At 55.1% G+C, this 16,374-nt stretch carries 16 protein-coding genes; 2 read left to right on the top strand and 14 right to left on the bottom strand.

Translation table 11 applies throughout. The annotated features are described in order from the left end of the window. Positions 1-7 precede the first annotated feature (7 nt). Complete coding sequence (locus tag AC2D8V_RS13540; RefSeq protein ID WP_484734107.1) at positions 8-370, top strand: hypothetical protein; 363 nt, start codon at positions 8-10, stop codon at positions 368-370. A gap of 319 nt (positions 371-689) precedes the next feature. On the opposite strand, the gene AC2D8V_RS13535 is transcribed toward AC2D8V_RS13540, so the two are convergent. The 14 genes from AC2D8V_RS13535 to AC2D8V_RS13470 all read right to left on the bottom strand — a co-directional run bounded on the left by AC2D8V_RS13535 (position 690) and on the right by AC2D8V_RS13470 (position 15,273). Beyond that, positions 690-1,559, bottom strand: coding sequence for an NAD(P)-dependent oxidoreductase (locus tag AC2D8V_RS13535; protein WP_484734106.1), 870 nt, complete (start codon positions 1,557-1,559; stop codon positions 690-692). Positions 1,560-1,577: 18 nt separating this feature from the next. Beyond that, on the bottom strand, positions 1,578-2,537 hold the full coding sequence (locus tag AC2D8V_RS13530; protein WP_484734105.1) for a 2-hydroxyacid dehydrogenase: 960 nt from the start codon (positions 2,535-2,537) through the stop codon (positions 1,578-1,580). Positions 2,538-2,539: 2 nt separating this feature from the next. Then, complete coding sequence (locus AC2D8V_RS13525; protein WP_484734104.1) at positions 2,540-2,737, bottom strand: hypothetical protein; 198 nt, start codon at positions 2,735-2,737, stop codon at positions 2,540-2,542. Positions 2,738-2,753: 16 nt separating this feature from the next. Further along, positions 2,754-4,094 carry an amidase gene (locus AC2D8V_RS13520; RefSeq protein WP_484734103.1) on the bottom strand — a complete coding sequence of 447 codons (1,341 nt, stop codon included), beginning with the start codon at positions 4,092-4,094 and terminating at the stop codon, positions 2,754-2,756. Next, entirely contained in the window at positions 4,091-5,455 is a 1,365-nt protein-coding gene (locus AC2D8V_RS13515; protein ID WP_484734102.1) for a TRAP transporter large permease, read from the bottom strand. Before AC2D8V_RS13515 ends, AC2D8V_RS13520 begins: the two co-directional genes overlap by 4 nt. Positions 5,456-5,485: 30 nt before the next feature. Continuing rightward, a complete protein-coding gene (locus AC2D8V_RS13510) occupies positions 5,486-6,076 on the bottom strand; it encodes a TRAP transporter small permease subunit (protein ID WP_484734101.1) in 591 nt (196 codons plus the stop codon). A gap of 108 nt (positions 6,077-6,184) precedes the next feature. Next, the gene (locus AC2D8V_RS13505; protein WP_484734100.1) at positions 6,185-7,279 is read right to left on the bottom strand and encodes a TRAP transporter substrate-binding protein; all 1,095 of its coding nucleotides are present in this window, start codon (positions 7,277-7,279) and stop codon (positions 6,185-6,187) included. Between the two features lie 440 nt (positions 7,280-7,719). Beyond that, positions 7,720-9,183, bottom strand: a complete 1,464-nt coding sequence (locus AC2D8V_RS13500) for a mannitol dehydrogenase family protein (protein ID WP_484734099.1) — start codon at positions 9,181-9,183, stop codon at positions 7,720-7,722. Between the two features lie 29 nt (positions 9,184-9,212). Next, positions 9,213-9,986, bottom strand: coding sequence for an L-iditol 2-dehydrogenase (locus AC2D8V_RS13495; protein WP_484734098.1), 774 nt, complete (start codon positions 9,984-9,986; stop codon positions 9,213-9,215). Next, positions 9,983-10,987: an ABC transporter ATP-binding protein gene (locus tag AC2D8V_RS13490; RefSeq protein ID WP_484734097.1), complete on the bottom strand. Its 1,005-nt coding sequence runs from the start codon at positions 10,985-10,987 to the stop codon at positions 9,983-9,985. The genes AC2D8V_RS13495 and AC2D8V_RS13490 overlap by 4 nt, the downstream gene beginning before the upstream one ends. Before the next feature lie 12 nt (positions 10,988-10,999). Further along, a complete protein-coding gene (locus AC2D8V_RS13485) occupies positions 11,000-11,830 on the bottom strand; it encodes a carbohydrate ABC transporter permease (RefSeq protein WP_484734096.1) in 831 nt (276 codons plus the stop codon). Between the two features lie 2 nt (positions 11,831-11,832). Continuing rightward, the gene (locus AC2D8V_RS13480) at positions 11,833-12,699 is read right to left on the bottom strand and encodes a carbohydrate ABC transporter permease (protein ID WP_484734095.1); all 867 of its coding nucleotides are present in this window, start codon (positions 12,697-12,699) and stop codon (positions 11,833-11,835) included. A gap of 134 nt (positions 12,700-12,833) precedes the next feature. Continuing rightward, positions 12,834-14,150, bottom strand: coding sequence for an ABC transporter substrate-binding protein (locus AC2D8V_RS13475; RefSeq protein ID WP_484734094.1), 1,317 nt, complete (start codon positions 14,148-14,150; stop codon positions 12,834-12,836). 97 nt (positions 14,151-14,247) lie between these two features. After that, positions 14,248-15,273 (bottom strand): LacI family DNA-binding transcriptional regulator, encoded by a 1,026-nt coding sequence (locus AC2D8V_RS13470; RefSeq protein WP_484734093.1) that lies wholly within the window; start codon positions 15,271-15,273, stop codon positions 14,248-14,250. A gap of 284 nt (positions 15,274-15,557) precedes the next feature. Between AC2D8V_RS13470 and AC2D8V_RS13465 the strand changes: the two genes are divergently transcribed. Beyond that, positions 15,558-16,373, top strand: a complete 816-nt coding sequence (locus tag AC2D8V_RS13465; RefSeq protein WP_484734092.1) for an ABC transporter substrate-binding protein — start codon at positions 15,558-15,560, stop codon at positions 16,371-16,373. The last annotated feature ends 1 nt before the right edge of the window (position 16,374 follow it).

The following is a 16,374-nucleotide window of genomic DNA, read 5'->3' as shown; positions in this document are numbered from 1 at the left end:
CCGAGGTGTGACGATCAAGACCGTGATCAACGGCATGGTCTTCGACGGGACGACCGCAGACCCCACTCAGAAGGCTATCAGGGACGCGCTGATTGGCTTCATGGCGGCGATGGCGGAAGCACAGGCAGAGGCCAACAAAGAGGCTCAGAGGGCCGGTATAGCGCACCATAAGGCCACCTCTCCGGAGAAGTTCAAAGGGCGCAAGCCAAACTTCGATAGAGCCAGCTTTGAAGCTGTGAAAGCGATGCTGAATGCAGGACAAGGTCACTCGGCTATTGCCAAAGCCACAGGCGTCAACCGGAACGCCGTGATCAGGATTGCCCAAGACCCTTCGAAGGCAGATGCGGCACTGGAGAAGTGGGGGTTGTGACGCCGCACCCCACATACATGCCCAAGACACCGATAACAGTTGAGGACAGGACCAAGCCGATGGCACTTAGTTGTTGATCGTGCATGGCAACTTGTAACCCACACCTTAGGCATAAACAGTAGCAGTTGGCGGCAATCTGGGCGAGAGCAATTCACACACATACTAGACCCAAACTCGCTTGATGCGCCTCCATCGGACTTACCCCAGCATTGGACTACCAGTGGCCTGTTTAATGGCGAACCTATTAACACCCATACTAGAGGCAAACGCCGAAAGCCGACGGGCACTTCAAACGTGGTTTATTGAGAGCTAACAGAGGTCAAAGCTTTTGCAGACGCTTGAACAAACTGGATGTGTCCCAGCGTCCGCCACCCATCTTCTGAACGTCTTTGTAAAACTGGTCAACAAGCGCTGTAACAGGCAGGCTCGCGCCATTTTCATTCGCCGTATTTAGACAAATGCCAAGATCTTTTCGCATCCAGTCCACGGCAAACCCATGTTCAAAGTGGTCGTCAAGCATCGTCTCATAGCGGTTGCTCATCTGCCAGCTTCCGGCAGCCCCCTGACTGATAACCTCGACGACATCGCGTCCATCCAGACCTGCTTTACTAGAGAAGTGCAGCGCTTCCGACAGGCCTTGGACTAGGCCTGCGATCGCAATCTGGTTGGCCATTTTTGTCAACTGTCCTGCACCGCTTGCACCAAGGCGCCGGCACAGTTTCGCATAAGCGGTGATCACCGGCTCGGCACGCGCATAGTCAGCTTCATCGCCCCCGCACATGATCGAAAGTTGCCCGTTTTCAGCCCCTGCTTGTCCGCCCGAGACAGGCGCATCGATGAAACCCACACCTTTCGATTTGGCCACAGTGTAAAGTTCCGACGTTACTTTGGCTGATACGGTTGTGTGATCCACGAACAAGGCGCCTGCGGTCATCGTTGCGAATGCACCAGAGTCGCCAAGGCAAACGGCGCGCAGATCGTTGTCATTTCCGACGCAAGCCATCACCATGTCCGCGCCATCGGCGGCTTCGGCCGGTGTTTTGGCAGCTGATCCGCCATGTTCCGACACCCATTTCTTAGCTTTGGCAAAAGTACGGTTGAAAACCGTCACATCATGTCCCGCGGACTTGAGGTGTCCAGCCATTGGATATCCCATTACACCGAGGCCTAGAAAAGCTATTTTTGTCATCTGTTTGATCCTTCTAAATCAGAGGAGATCCCGTGGTGTCTGCCCGGCAAAATAGGCGTCCAGATTGTCGAGCGCTCGAAAACCCATCGCGTCACGAGTGCGCGTCGTCGCACTGCCAATATGCGGGAGCATGAAGATGTTTTCATGTGCAGCAAAAGCGGGGTTGCCGCCTGGTTCCACCTGAAAACAGTCCAGTCCGGCAGCACTGACTTGCCCCGCCTCCAGCGCCTGCAACAGCGCGGTTTCGTCTACCAGTGCACCACGCGCCGCGTTAACCATAACCGCACCTTTCGGCAAAAGCGCAAACCTGTCCTTGTTCATTAAGTTCATTGTATCAGGAGTTGCCGGGCAGTGCAGTGAGAGGAAGTCCGACACGGCCAACAGATCTTCAATGCTGTTGTGATATGTTGCACCGAACGATTGGTCCGAAGGCAGTTCAGAGCGGTTGTAGTAATGGATTTCCATGTCGAAACCGTTTGCCTTGGCCGCAAATGCGCGGCCAACACGGCCCATGCCGACAATACCCAATCGGGCTCCTGTCACCTGCTTCCCGACCATGAAGGACGGCGACCAGAAATCCCAAGAGCCTGTGCGCACAATCCTGTCACCGGCAACAGCATGTCTTGCAGCACCGAGCATTAACAACATTGCGAGTTCGGCTGTTGCGTCTGACAGCACATCGGGCGTGTTGGTAACAATGATCCCACGTGCCGCTAGGGCGGCAAGGTCACAATGGTCTACACCGACGGAATGGTTCGCAACGATCTTGAGGCGCGGTGCAAACTGCGAAACAACCTCCGCGCTAAAATGTTCGGAATGACAAGGAATAATCGCGTCGTACTCCGCGCTTGCTGCAATCAGATCATCTGCGCTGCCGGGCGTGTCTGCATGGTTTACAACAGTATCGTAGTCCCTCATCGCGCGTTCGATCGTGGCATCGGACAGGCGACGGGTAATCCAAAGACGGGGTTTGGACATGATCAATCCTTCTTGCGGATACACTCATCCCAGTAATCGTAGATCGCGAGCGCGCAGACAATGATCACAATAACCATGAAGGGAAAGCCGCCCCAAAACCCGGCAAAGCCGGTGGAAATGCTGTGAGAGAGTTCGCCCACAAAGATCACAAGCAATGCAGTGCCGATGAAGCCAACGATCATCTTTGTAATGTAAGACATAGAACTGTCCTTCTGATTACGCGGCTTCTGCCGCGATATAGTTTTGAACCCACCGCGCTGTACGCAAGAGACGATCATCTTTTTGCGCGGCGCCAATCAATTGCACACCGATCGGCAATCCGGTTTCACCGACCAAAAGCGGAAGCGTGACACATGGCAAACCCGCCAGCGTCCATAAAGTACAGAAAATAGGGTCGCCGGTGTTGGTGCCAAAGGCGACAGCTTCGCCAGAAGCAGATGGCGCAAGAATTGCGTCATAGTCCTGAAAGAAGTCCGCAAAGAACTTCTCGGCCGAAGCTTTGACTGCCAGAGCGTCCTGATACTCCGCCTCACCAATTTTGCGTGCACGCTCAATGATCGGCTTCAGTGTATCGCTGATTTGCCCCCAATGCGCGTCGAATACTTGGGCTTGGTGTCGAGCGATTTCATATTCATGGATGCGCGCCTGCACTGCAACCAATTCACCCAGTTGGCTGGCCGGATCCATCCGTGTCACGCGCTCTCCAAGCACATCCATAACAGTTTCGAGCCCTTCCGACGCAGCCTCAGACAGCCGGTCATTGAAAGGCAGGTTCAACCACGCAATTTCCGGTTCAACAGGAACTTCTGCGCGCGCGCCGGCGAGCAAATCGGGCCGTGCGTCTTGATAACTTTCGGTGTCGCGCTGGTCATACCCGCTTATCGCGTCGGCAAGCAGGGCCACGTCGTCTAACGTGCGCCCGAAGGTGCCTATCTGGTCCAGCGAATTCGACGTTTGCAACACACCGGTCCGCGGAATCGCACCGCGCGTCGGCTTGAAACCAAAAGTTCCGCAAAACGATGCCGGCCGGATTACCGATCCGTTTGTTTGCGTGCCCACTGCCAATGGCACATGCCCCGCTGCAACCGCCGCGGCTGAGCCACTCGACGAGCCTCCGGGGGTTCGATCTGCGTCATGCGGGTTGCGCGTTTCGTTCGCATGGACAAAAGCGAGCTCCGTCGTCACAGTTTTACCCATAATAACGGCACCTGCCTCGCGCAGCTTTTCGACAATGCGCGCATCTTCCTCGGTTTTGCGGCCCTTAAATACGGGCGTTCCACGCTCGGTCGGCATGTCTTTCGTATCGACAATGTCCTTCAATCCAACCGGCAATCCATGGAGCGGGCCTGTCGCGAAACCGGCCTGACGGCGACGATCGAGGGCGGCGGCCTGCTCCAAGGCATATTCCGCGTCGAGATACGCCCATGCTTTTGTCGCCTGATCTGTCTCGGCAATCCTGTCGAGACAGGATTGCACCAACTGTACGGACTTCAATTGACCCGATGCGATAAAGGCTGAAGCCTCTGTCGCACTGAGTTCGTGGGGTTTTATCTTCATGGAATGTAAGGCCCGAAGAGATAGTCAGGGAACCAAAGCGCAATAGCCGGAAACTGATACATCAAGACCATCGTCAGAATGACAATTCCGAGATAGGGCATGATCCCGCGGAAAATTTGCATCAGCTCGATTTGTTTCTTCAACACCCCTTTTAGGTAATAGGCCGACATAGCCATTGGCGGTGTCAGGAATGACGTCTGAAGATTAAGTGCCACCAACATTGCAAAGAAGTATGGGTTCACGCCGAAGACCTCGAGCAGAGGCAAGAAAATAGGCACAAAGATGATGAGAATTTCAGACCACTCCAAGGGCCAGCCCAGCAGGAAGATGATGACCTGAGCCAAAACGAGGAACTGCCACGGTTCAAGCGCCATCCCGCCAACCCAGTCGGCAATGATGTCATGCCCGCCCAGATACGAGAATACTGACGCGAACGTCCATGATCCGACAAAGAGCCAACACACCATGGCCGTCGCCTTCGCCGTTAGAAACACGCTCTCTTTCAGCTTCTTCCAGGTCATGGACCGGTAGAGCACCGCAAGTACCATACCGCCAAGGGCTCCCATCGCCGCAGCTTCTGCCGGCGTCGCGAGACCACCAAGGATAGACCCCAGAACCAGCATAATCAGAACGGTGAGCGGCACAAAACTCACCAGCAAGTTCCAGTAAATCTCGCGTGGCGGAGGTACATCATCCATGCTGGGTTTCGGCGCAAGCGCAGGGTTAAAGTACACCCGAACGATTACGTAAACGATGTACAACCCGGCCAGCAACAAGCCCGGAAAGACGGCGGCTGCGTAAAGCCTTAGCGGAGAAAGGTCCGCGATTGCAGAATACACGATCAGCATGATCGAAGGCGGGATCAGGATACCCAGCGTGCCGCCTGCGCAAATCACACCGGCAGCGAAGCTTTTGTTGTAATTGGCGTTTGCCATCGCGGGAAAAGCCAGAAGGCCCATCAAAGTCACCACCGCGCCCACAATACCGGAGGCGGTTGAGAAGACCGCGCAAGTGATCAAAGCGGCAATCGCCAAACTGCCGGGCAGATTTCGCGCAGCTTGATACAGCGAAAAAAACAGCTTATCGACAATGTTCGCGCGCTCAACAACATATCCCATGAACAAAAACAGCGGGATAGCGACCAAGGTCGGGTTTTCCATCACCGAGTAGGTGTTCTGGTTCAGCAGATAAAAGATGTTGTTGTTGAAAATATCGCCAAAACTGTCGATCGGGCCGCGGAAGTATGCGTAGTATCCAAAGGCTACGCCCATGGCGAGCAGTGTGAACGCGATCGGAAAACCGAGCAATACGAGTACAATAAACAGGCCCAGCATCAAAAGGGCGACTTCGGGGTTTGTCATCTCTTGGTCTTTCTTGGTGCGTCAGCGTGATTATTTTTCATCACGGTGAATGGCGGCGATCTCTTCGAGGTCAGTTTCCGAAAGTAAGTCTTCTGTCTCTTTCACATCGGCCAGTCGTTCCGGCCAAACGCCTGTGCGCATGGTTGTGACACAGCGCACAAGCTCGGCCGCTCCCTGGATAAGCAACAAGGCGCCTGCCACGGGGATCAGCGATTTGAAAAAGTATATCTGAATACTTGCCGGACTGTTGAAGCTCACTTCCTTATAGCGCCAGCTGTCCGCGGCAATCTCGTACCCAAACCAGACCAGAGCCAAAACGCCCGGGAAAAAGAAAAGAAAATACAGCAGAAAATCAAGCCCTGCCTGAACTTTCGTCGGGAGTAAGCGGTAAATGACGTCAGCCCTCACGTGCGTGTCTTGCGCCAAGGCGTAAGCCCCGCACATCAAGAACAGGGCACCGTACATTTGAATCATCATGTCAAATGCCCAGACCGTTGGGGCATTCAGCACGTAACGCACAAATACTTCGTAGGACACTGACAGCGTCAATATCAGTATGCACCATCCGAAGGCCCGTCCAACCCAAAGGCTCAGACCTTCTATAGCGTGTACAAATTTCATCTTGTCGTCTTCCTTGTGGCCCTGAGATCTCTGGCCAGGTGCGCCTTGGATGGCGGATGTAACTCGGGCACCGTGACGGTGCCCGAATTCATAACAATATTTCTGCTATCAACCGAAGTAGTGATTATACGCCAGTTTATAGTCGGGCTGGTTCAGGTTGAGGTAGTTCATCACGTCTTTGGCGTAGGCCTTCTGCGACTCCATAACCTTAGCAAAGAACGGATCTTCTTCAGAGATCCGCGCCGTGACCACATCCCACGCTTCCAGCTGCGCGGCCATCACGGAATCCGGCGTACGGTAGACGTTTACGCCGTCAGATTCCTGCAGTTTGACAAGGTCGTCCGAGTAACGCTTTGTATTACCCCAATAAAAACCAGAGTTTTCAGCCATGGATGCATTTTTGATGATCGCTTTGTGCTCATCGCTCAGCGCATTATAGCGGTCTTTATTGATCGTAACTTCAAAGAACTCCTGGCTCTGGTGGAACGACGCGAGGTGGTAGTGCTTGGACACGTCCTGCATACCAAAGTCGCGGTCAGAGGTTGGATTGTTGAACTCCGCCGCGTCGATCAGACCTGATTTCATTGCAGGTTGAATTTCGCCGCCTGGCAGCTGTACCACCGACATGCCCATCTCAAGCAGAACGTCTGCCGCAAGACCAACTGTCCGGTATTTCAATCCGTCCATCTGGCTGGCGTCGGTGATCTGCTCTTGGAACCAGCCCATTGGCTGTGCTGGCATCGGCGAGTTAAAGAATGAAACAACGTTGAGGCGCAAGCTGTCCATCAACTCGTCAAACAGTTCTTGGCCGCCGCCTGCATAAACCCATCCGAGTACTTCCTGGCTCGACCAGCCAAAGCATGGACCCGTTCCGAAGAGCGATGCCGCTTTGGACTTGCCGTACCAATAAGCCGGCACGTAGTGTGCCGCATCAAGAACGCCTCTGTGTACGGCATCCTGCATTTGGCTGGTTTTGACGACAGCGTCCACCGACAGCACTTCAATCGTGAGCGAGCCGCCGGACATTTCGTTTACACGTGCTGCAAAGGACTGCGCGTTTTCCAGAAAGATGCCGCCGCCCCAGGCCGCTTGCATCTTAAGTGTTTCACCGTGGCCGTCGGCGATCGCCGGCGTTGCAAGTGCGGCTGCGCCTGCGACAGCAGAGCCACGCAGGAATTTTCTGCGGTTAAGATTTTCGGTCATTTTTCCTCCCCGAAATTATTTTGGTCAGGCTACGCGAGAGCGATCCCAGGCAACGTGACGAACAGTATTTAAGGAGTATGAACGTGACAAAACACGCAAGCTGACGCCTGCTGCGATCCACACGTTTCTTCCTCCCCCCGCATAGCGTAGTTCATAACTATTTTATGACAAGTATCAAATTGACGGAATTTTCCACTTCGCGCCAAAGTAGGGAAAGGAGTTCAAAATATTGTTTTCATTATGAAAAATTAATCGCTCAAGATCGAATGGGCTGCAATCCCACGGGCGATGGCAAATCCGACCAAGAAAACTGCGGGCACAGTTATCGATACTCTGGCGTTCCAAAAGCCGCCAAAACCCGTCAAAATAATGGAATTGGTCCTGAGTAATGCAAATGCCACGCAACAAGCAGGTTGAGATACCAACCTGCTTGTTGCGTCTTAGCCGTCCATAAATTGACGCAGCGTGGCGCGCGTTCCCTGCTGCCACAAAAGATCCAGCCATCCCGCAAACTTTTCTGCAAAACGCGGTTCTGCGCCAAGCGTGCCGTATATTGCGTGTTGAGCCAGCCACCTTGAAGGATCGGTTCGCGCGATAAGGGCCGCTTCGTTCAGCGCAGGCCAGTCCGGATCATTCGGCTCAATTTCTGTCTCATCGTCACGCAACCCAGCACACATCCGCGCCCAAAGCGCCTCGGTCAGTGCCAACCCGTCAATCGACCCCTCTGCATGCAAGGCGTCTTTTAGAATCGGCAACACAAAGCCGGGGTGCCGTGACGATCCGTCAAATGCCACACGACGCGTTGTGTCGTGAATCTTCGGGTTCGCGAAACGTTCAGAAATCAGGTCGAGGTAGTCCACGGGTGTCATGCCCGGGACCGGCGCCACATAAGGCGCAATCTCATATTCTTCGACGCGACGGAAAAACCCTGAAATCTCCGGATCAGCCATACAGGCGGCAATCGTTGGCACGCCAAGCAATTCGCCTGCATTCGCCAACACCTGATGGCCCGCATTCAACATGCGGATTTTCATGGTTTCATAGGGCGCCACATTGTCGGTGAGGGTCGCGCCGACATCTTCCCACGGTGGCCGGCCTGCACAAAACTTGTCCTCAATTACCCATTGGCGAAAGGCCTCATGTGTCACGGGCGCTGCATCGTCGATACCAAGCGATTTGACCTGTGCAATTTCATTGGGGCCGGTCGCCGGCACGATGCAGTCAACCATCGAGTTTGGGAAGGAGGCGTTCTGAGTTATCCATTGCGCCAGATCCGGGTCGCTGAGCATAGCCAGATCGACAACTGTCTGCCGCAGGACGTCGCCATTGTGCTGCAGGTTGTCACAGCACAAACCGGTAAACGGGCCGACATTTGCCGCGCGCCGCGCGCCATAGGCTGCAACCATTGCACCAAACGCTGTTCGTGGAGATGCCGGGTTAGCCGCATCATGCACGATGTCAGGATGCGATGTGTTCAACGTGCCATCGACGTTCCGGTAATATCCGCCTTCGGTCACAGTCATAGCAACGATGCGGATGGCCGGAACGCTCATCGCCTTGATAAGCGCGGCGTTGTTTTCTTCGACAGGTAAAAAGTCGATCATTGACCCGGTGATTTCGATCGAAGTCTTTTGCGGATCAAGCTCGATCAGCGTTGTCAGGCAGTCCTGCGCCAAAAGCCGTTCGCGCATAGCTGCATCGTTGTGACGAACACCAGCCCCCAGAATTGCCCAGTCCCGCGCTTTTCCCTGCTGCATCAACCGGTGCAGATACCATGCCTGATGACCTCGGTGAAAATTCCCAAGGCCGATGTGTATGATCCCCGCTGTCAGCTTGGATCGATCATAATTGGGTACCGACACACTTGACGGCATCTGATCCAGCGTCTCATTGCTGAGTTTCATGGGTCCCTCCCCCCGATTTTGAATATTCATCAGCTCATCCAGTTGCCGCCATCGACGTTGTAGGTTTGCGCGACAATGTAATCGGCATCATTGGATGCCAGAAACACCGCCATGCCTGTCAGGTCTTCGGCCGTGCCCATCCTCCCGAAAGGAACGGCCGCACCCACTTCTTCTTTTTTCTGCCCGGGAGCCTTGCCTTCATACTTTGCAAAAAATGCGTCCACACCTTCCCAGTGCTCGCCATCGACGACACCGGGTGCAATCGCATTCACGTTGATACCGTGTTCGATTAGATTGAGACCGGCCGATTGCGTAAGACTGATGACTGCAGCCTTGCTCGCGCAGTAGACTGCGACAAGACTTTCACCTCGCCGTCCCGCTTGGCTGGCCATGTTGATTATCTTGCCTTTGATGCCACGTTCGATCATGTGGCGCGCAACGGCTTGCATCGTGAACAATGCACCAGCGACATTGATATCGAACACGCGGGAGTAGTCCTCGCGGTCGATCTCCACGATCGGCGCGGCCGTAAAAATAGCCGCGTTGTTGATCAGGATGTCAATTTGCCCGAACTGACCGACGGTTTCCGCGACCGCTGCGTCGATACTTGATTGATCGGTCACATCCATACGTACTGCAATCGCATTGCCGCCGATGTCCAGTGCTGCAAGTCTGGCACGGTCGATGTCGATATCCGCGATGGCAACACGCGCGCCCTCGGCGACATAGGCCTTGGCAAAAGCAAGGCCTATGCCGCGTGCGGCACCCGTGATCAGCGCAGACTTTCCAGCCAGTCGCATCACCCCATCCTGAGCCCTTGAGCGTCGAACCGGTGAATTTCATCAGCTCTCGGCGTGAGGTGGATGGTGTCACCGTGCCGCAAGCTCACGTCACCGATGGCACGTACGGTCATGGTCTCAGTCAATCCGGTATTGTGGATGTGGAAGAACGTGTCCGATCCCAGGTGCTCGGCCACACCGACCGTGCCCGTCCACATACCGCCGCTTTCGACCACGTCGATGTGCTCAGGCCGAATGCCGATTGTGGTTGCGTCATGCTTTGCCGCCTCTTCCCCTTCGATGAAGTTCATCTTGGGGGAACCGATAAAGCCAGCCACGAATTTGTTGCGTGGTGTCCGGTAGAGTTCAAGCGGAGAGCCTACCTGCTCAATGACGCCGGCCTGCAAGACAACGATCTTGTCCGCCATGGTCATCGCTTCGACCTGATCGTGGGTCACATAGATCATCGTGGTGTCGAGCTTCTTGTGCAGCTCCGAAATCTCCATCCGCATTCCAACGCGCAGAGCCGCATCAAGGTTCGACAGTGGTTCGTCGAACAAGAAGGCTGCCGGTTCGCGTACAATGGCACGGCCAATGGCAACCCGCTGGCGCTGACCACCCGAGAGCTGGCCCGGCCGGCGGTCGATGTAGTCGGCTAGGTTCAATACGCTTGCGGCTGCTTCAACACGTTTGTCGATCTCGGCCTGATCCATCTTGGCCATTCTCAACGGAAAGGCGATGTTCTTACGCACCGACATATGCGGATAAAGCGCGTAAGACTGGAATACCATTGCGAGACCGCGTTTTGCAGGCACCAGATCGGTGGCGTCTTTGCCGTCGATCTCGATGTGGCCGGTGGTGATGTCTTCCAGTCCAGCGATCAGGCGCAAGAGGGTGGACTTACCGCAGCCCGAAGGCCCAACAAAGACCGTAAATTCGCCGTCGTGAATAGTCAGGTCCAAAGGTGGAATGACCTGCGTTTCGCCAAAAGACTTCGTTACCTGTTTGAGTTCAATCTGTCCCATAGTTCAGGTTCCTTATTTCACCGCGCCGAAAGTGAGGCCGCGGACAAGTTGTTTCTGGCTGAACCAGCCAAGGATGAGGATCGGTGCAATTGCCATGGTGGAGGCCGCACTGAGTTTCGCGAAAAACAGACCTTCTGGACTGGAGTAACTTGCAATGAAGGCTGTCAGGGGTGCGGCGTTGACCGCAGTGAGGTTTAGCGTCCAGAAGGCTTCGTTCCATGCGAGGATGAAGTTCAGGAGCATGGTCGATGCGATGCCGGGAATGGCCATCGGTGTGAGGATATAGAGCACCTCTTCCTTCAGGGTTGCCCCGTCCATCCGTGCCGCCTCAAGTATTTCAACAGGAATTTCGCGGAAGTACGTGTAGAGCATCCAGACGATGATCGGCAGATTGATCAGCATCATGACGATGACCAGACCGGCGCGGCTGTCGAGAAGCCCCAGCTGAATGAACAGCAGGTAGATTGGGTAGAGCACACCGACAGCGGGCAGCATCTTGGTGGACAACATCCAAAGCAGGATGTCCTTGGTCCGCTTGGAGGGCACAAAGGCCATGGACCAGGCAGCCGGAACGGCGACGATCAGGCCGAGGATCGTTGAGCCCCCAGCGATCAGGATCGAGTTCCAAAGGAAGCGCGCGTAGTTGGAGCGCTCCATCACGACGCCGTAGTTCTCTAGTGTCCAGTCAAAATTTAGGAACAACGGCGGGGCGGCGATCGCCTGCGCCTCGGTCTTGAAGGAGGTCAGGATGGTCCAGAGGATCGGAAAGAAGATGAGCAAACCAATCGCCCAGGCGACGCCTGTATTGAACAGCTTGCGGCGGGGTGTAACAGAACGTGCCATAATCAGTTATCCAGGTTCTTGCCGACGATCCGCATCAGGAAGATCGCGACGATGTTTGCAAGGATGATGGCGTAGACACCACCGGCGGAGCCGAGGCCGATATTTTGACTTTCCAAGACCCGCTGGAAGATCAGGTACGACAAGGTTCTGGTGCCGAATGCGCCGCCTGTTGTTACGAAGATCTCGGCGAAGATGGCCAAAAGGAAAATCGTCTGGATCAGGATCACGATCGTGATCGCGCGGCTGAGGTGCGGCAGAATAATGAACCAGAACCGCTTAAGCGTTGGGGCGCCGTCCATTTCAGCTGCCTCTAACTGTTCACTATCAAGTGACTGGATAGCAGTCAGCAGGATCAGCGTGGCAAAGGGCAGCCATTGCCAGCTTACGATCATGATGATCGCGGGCATGGCAGCATCCGATAGCCAACTGATGGGTTCGGCTCCGAAAAAGCGCCACAGGTGTGCAAAAAGTCCGTTCACGGGATCCATGAACATGTTTTTCCATACCAGCGCGGAAACAGTCGGCATCACGAAGAAGGGCGCGATAACAAGGATACGCACAACCCCCTGCCCGAACATCGGCTTGTCGAGCAGAAGCGCCAGCAGAACACCAAGCACCACGGTTATCACCAGAACACTCAGAACGATGGTCAGCGTTGTCAGGACCGCCGGCCAGAATGCGCTTGAAGTAACAAAACGAACGTAGTTATCAAAACCGGTCCAGCCCTGATCACCGCCGCGCAGCGGCAGATAAGTCCTGAACGAGAACCAAAGGGTCATGATCAGGGGCACTAACATCCAGCCCAGAAGCAAGATCACTGCTGGGGCCATCATCAGTCGAGCGGCTGATCGGGAAGCTTTCGTCGCCATTGGATGCATCTCCTCCGTTGACAGACCGCCATAATTGAGCGCTGTCAGGTTGCGACACCTAGAATGAATTGAAACTTTTTGGGGGTCAAAGGGCGGCGAGCGGGCCGCCCTTTGAGATAATCAGGAGGCGCGGCTTATTTGTAGCCTGCTGCTTCCATGGTTTCGTTGGCAATTGCCTGTGCTTTCTCGAGCGCTTCATCGACGGACTGCTGTCCGGCGTAAGCGGCAGAGAATTCCTGGCTTACCTCGGTTGCCATACCCGCAAACTCGGGGATCGCGACAAACTGGATGCCAACGTAGGGAACCGGCTTGACCGTCGGGTTGGTCGGGTCGGCTGCGTTAATGGAGTCCAGCGTCATCTTGGCAAAGGGCACTTCCTGATACTCTGGTGTCGCGTAAAGAGATGTGCGAGCGCCCGGAGGAACGTTAGCCCAGCCTTCGTTGGCAGCAACGGTCTCGATGTAGGATTTGCCTGTTGCCCATTCGATGAATTGCTTGGCTTCGGCTTCCTGCTGAGTACCGGCAGGAATGGCCAGAGCCCATGCCCAGAGCCAGTTAGCACGCTTTTCAACGCCTTCGGCATTCGGCGCAAGAGCAAAGCCTACGCTGTCTGCAACGGTAGAGTCGTCACCCGTGACAAACGATGCCGCAACCGTGGCGTCAATCCACATACCGCACTTACCTTGGTTGAACAGCGACAGGTTTTCGTTGAACCCGTTTGTCGCGTAGCCCTCGGGGCCGTAGTCGTTCATCAGGCTGACATAGAAGTCGAGCGCAGCTTTCCATTCTGGCTGGTCAAACTGAGGGTTCCAGTTTTCATCGAACCAGCGTGCACCGAAGGAGTTGCCTGTAACGGTGATGAAAGCACCACCTTCACCCCAACCGGCCTTGCCGCGCAGGCAAATGCCGTTGATGTCATTTTCCGGATCGTCCATGGCGGCCGCTGCTTCACGGATGAATTGCCATGTCGGGGCATCGGGCATTTCCAGACCGGCTTTTTCCATCAGGTCCGTGCGATACATGACCATGGAGCTTTCACCGTAAAACGGTGCGGCATAGAGTGTGCCGTCGTGGGACAGACCACCGCGCATCGCGGGCAGGATGTCATCCACGTCATATTCGGCAGACAGATCGTCCAGCGGCACAAGCCAGCCGTTCGCACCCCAGATCGGCGTTTCGTACATGCCGATTGTCATGATGTCGAACTGACCGCCTTTTGTAGTGATGTCCGTTGTGACGCGCTGACGCAAAACGTTTTCTTCGAGTGTGACCCACTCAACGGCAATGCCGGTGTCTTCGGTGAACTGGTCTGTGTAACCCTGCATGCGGATCATGTCGCCGTTGTTCACAGTGGCAATGGTGATTGTCGCAGAATGGCCGTCGGCGAATACTGCGGTGCCCGCAGTGACAGCGATTGCGCTCACCGCACAAAGTGCAGCTTTCTTAAACATCCCGGTTCCTCCCTTAGATTTGGATGTGGTGACAGCAAGCTAGGAAATCAGTAACGCGCAGTCAACTAAAATTTTACGCGCGTAAAGAATTTTGATTTCAGGCGGAATCACGCAGGACAAGCTTGCCCTCAATTCGGGTGCTTTTCCAAGGCTCTACGTGCCCATCAAGCGCCGCGAACAACCGGTCCGCCGCAGTTTTCGATACTGCATCATAGTCATGAGAGATCGTCGTCAGCGGAGGACAGGTGTAACGCGATTGCGGATGACCATCCTGACCGGCCACGCGAATCGAGGCAGAATCGTTTCGTCCAACGCTGATGCCCCGTTCATAACATGCCGTCAAAAGCCCGATGGCCAGACGGTCGTTACTGCACAGGATCGTGTTGGTATTGAACAGCCCGCGCGAGAGCGCATCATGTCCACCAACGCGCCCGATCTCTTCAAAGTCCCACCCTTCGCCGTCTACAGACACAACCTGTGGCGTGTGTCCGAATTCGTTCATCGCATCAATGTAGCTTTGACGCCGCCGATGTGCGTTCGGGTTGGCCGGGGTTTTCATCTCGAAAAAGCATGGGGGCTCACCCGTGCGGCACAGGTAGTCGGTGATGTGCGTCGTAAACTGTCGATTGTCCGACCCAACGAAGGAAAGGCCAAATTCCTCAACGCTGCTGTCAAATATCAGCGTCGGGACATCGTCGCAAAACCCTTTGAGCACCTCCCGGCTAGACGCGCGCCCCAAAGGCGCAATCAAAACGCCGGCAGGCTTGATCAAGCGCAGGTTTTCCAGAACCTCTACCTCGTGCTCGGGACTGCCATGCGCACTAAAAAGGGTCGGACGGTACCCTGCGTCGATGCAACGTTGTTCAAGATTGCGGGCAATTTCGGCAAAGTACGGGTCCACCAGAAGTGGCACGACAATACCCACATTCTTTGTCAATTTTCGGTTTTGGTTCACCGCATAAATATTCGGGCGATAGTCATGTTCTTTCAGCGCCTCCTCGATGCGCGCGCGGGTCTTGGGACGGACGCTTTCGGGGTCGTTGAAGTATTTTGATACGGTTGGCCGTGAGATACCGCTCAGCGCGGCAAACTCTTCCATATTCCTGATGCGCGCACCTTTCACGCCACGCCTCCCGCGGTAGATTACATACTTATTTTAAAAGTTATCGCGCGGAAAGAATCAACTTTTATCTGTGCGAAGATGTAAAATTTCTGCGGAATAAACCTCGGCGTGCTTCGATCAGTATCGCTGCAGAAGCAGGCAGCACCAATAGGTTGTATACGGAGCACTACGCTTGCAGGGAGGGCAATCAGCGCATTAACCGCGCGCCTCGACCGCTATGATCTAGACACCCTCTGCACAGCTACTTACGCTACACGTCAAAGATCCAACAAGAGGTGTCACCCATGTCGAAGATTTTAACGTCAGCCGTTGCAGCACTTGCGCTGACAGCGTCTCTCGCCCAGGCGGGCGGGCACTGTGCCTCGGGCAAAACACTGACCGAAGGCAAGCTCACAATCGCCACAGGCAACCCTGCGTATTACCCGTGGGTGTTGAATGACGCTCCCGAGAGCGGTGAAGGATTTGAAGCCGCCGTCGCCTTTGCTGTGGCAGAAGAAATGGGGTTTGCCGCTGAAGACGTGGTTTGGGTCCGCTCGTCTTTTGACGAGGCTATCCAGCCGGGCGCAAAGAACTTCGATATGAACATGCAGCAATATTCAATCACCGCCGAGCGCGATCAGGTCGTAGACTTCTCCGCGCCCTACTATACGGCGCCGATGGCGGTGCTGGTCAGCCCGGGCGCAGTCGATACCGCGCCGACGCTTGAGGCTCTGAAAGGGCTTAAATGGGGAGCGGTCGGGTCAACGACAGCAGTGCCGAAGCTGACCAATACAATCCAGCCGGATGCAGACCCGCTGCTTTATGGCGACAACGCTGACGTCAATGCAGCGATGAGCGCCAACCAGATCGACGCCGCGCTTTTTGATTTGCCCACCGCGCTGTTTCTCAGCGCCGTTATGATCGAAGGTTCGAAAGTCATCGGCCAGTTCGCGCCGGATGCAAGCGACAATCCGGATCAGTTCGGCATGCTAATGGAAGAAGGAAACCCGCTGAAAGCCTGTGTTGACGAAGCGCTCGCCGCGCTGACCGAAAGCGGGGCGTTGGCCGATATCGAAGCGACGTGGCTGCAGGACACGACCGGCGTTCCACTGATCAAATAAT

The sequence above is a fragment of the Roseobacter sp. YIN89 genome (assembly GCF_057219365.1).
Note: the sequence above shows the minus strand (reverse complement) of the source record. Positions and strands in the feature narration are given on the sequence as shown.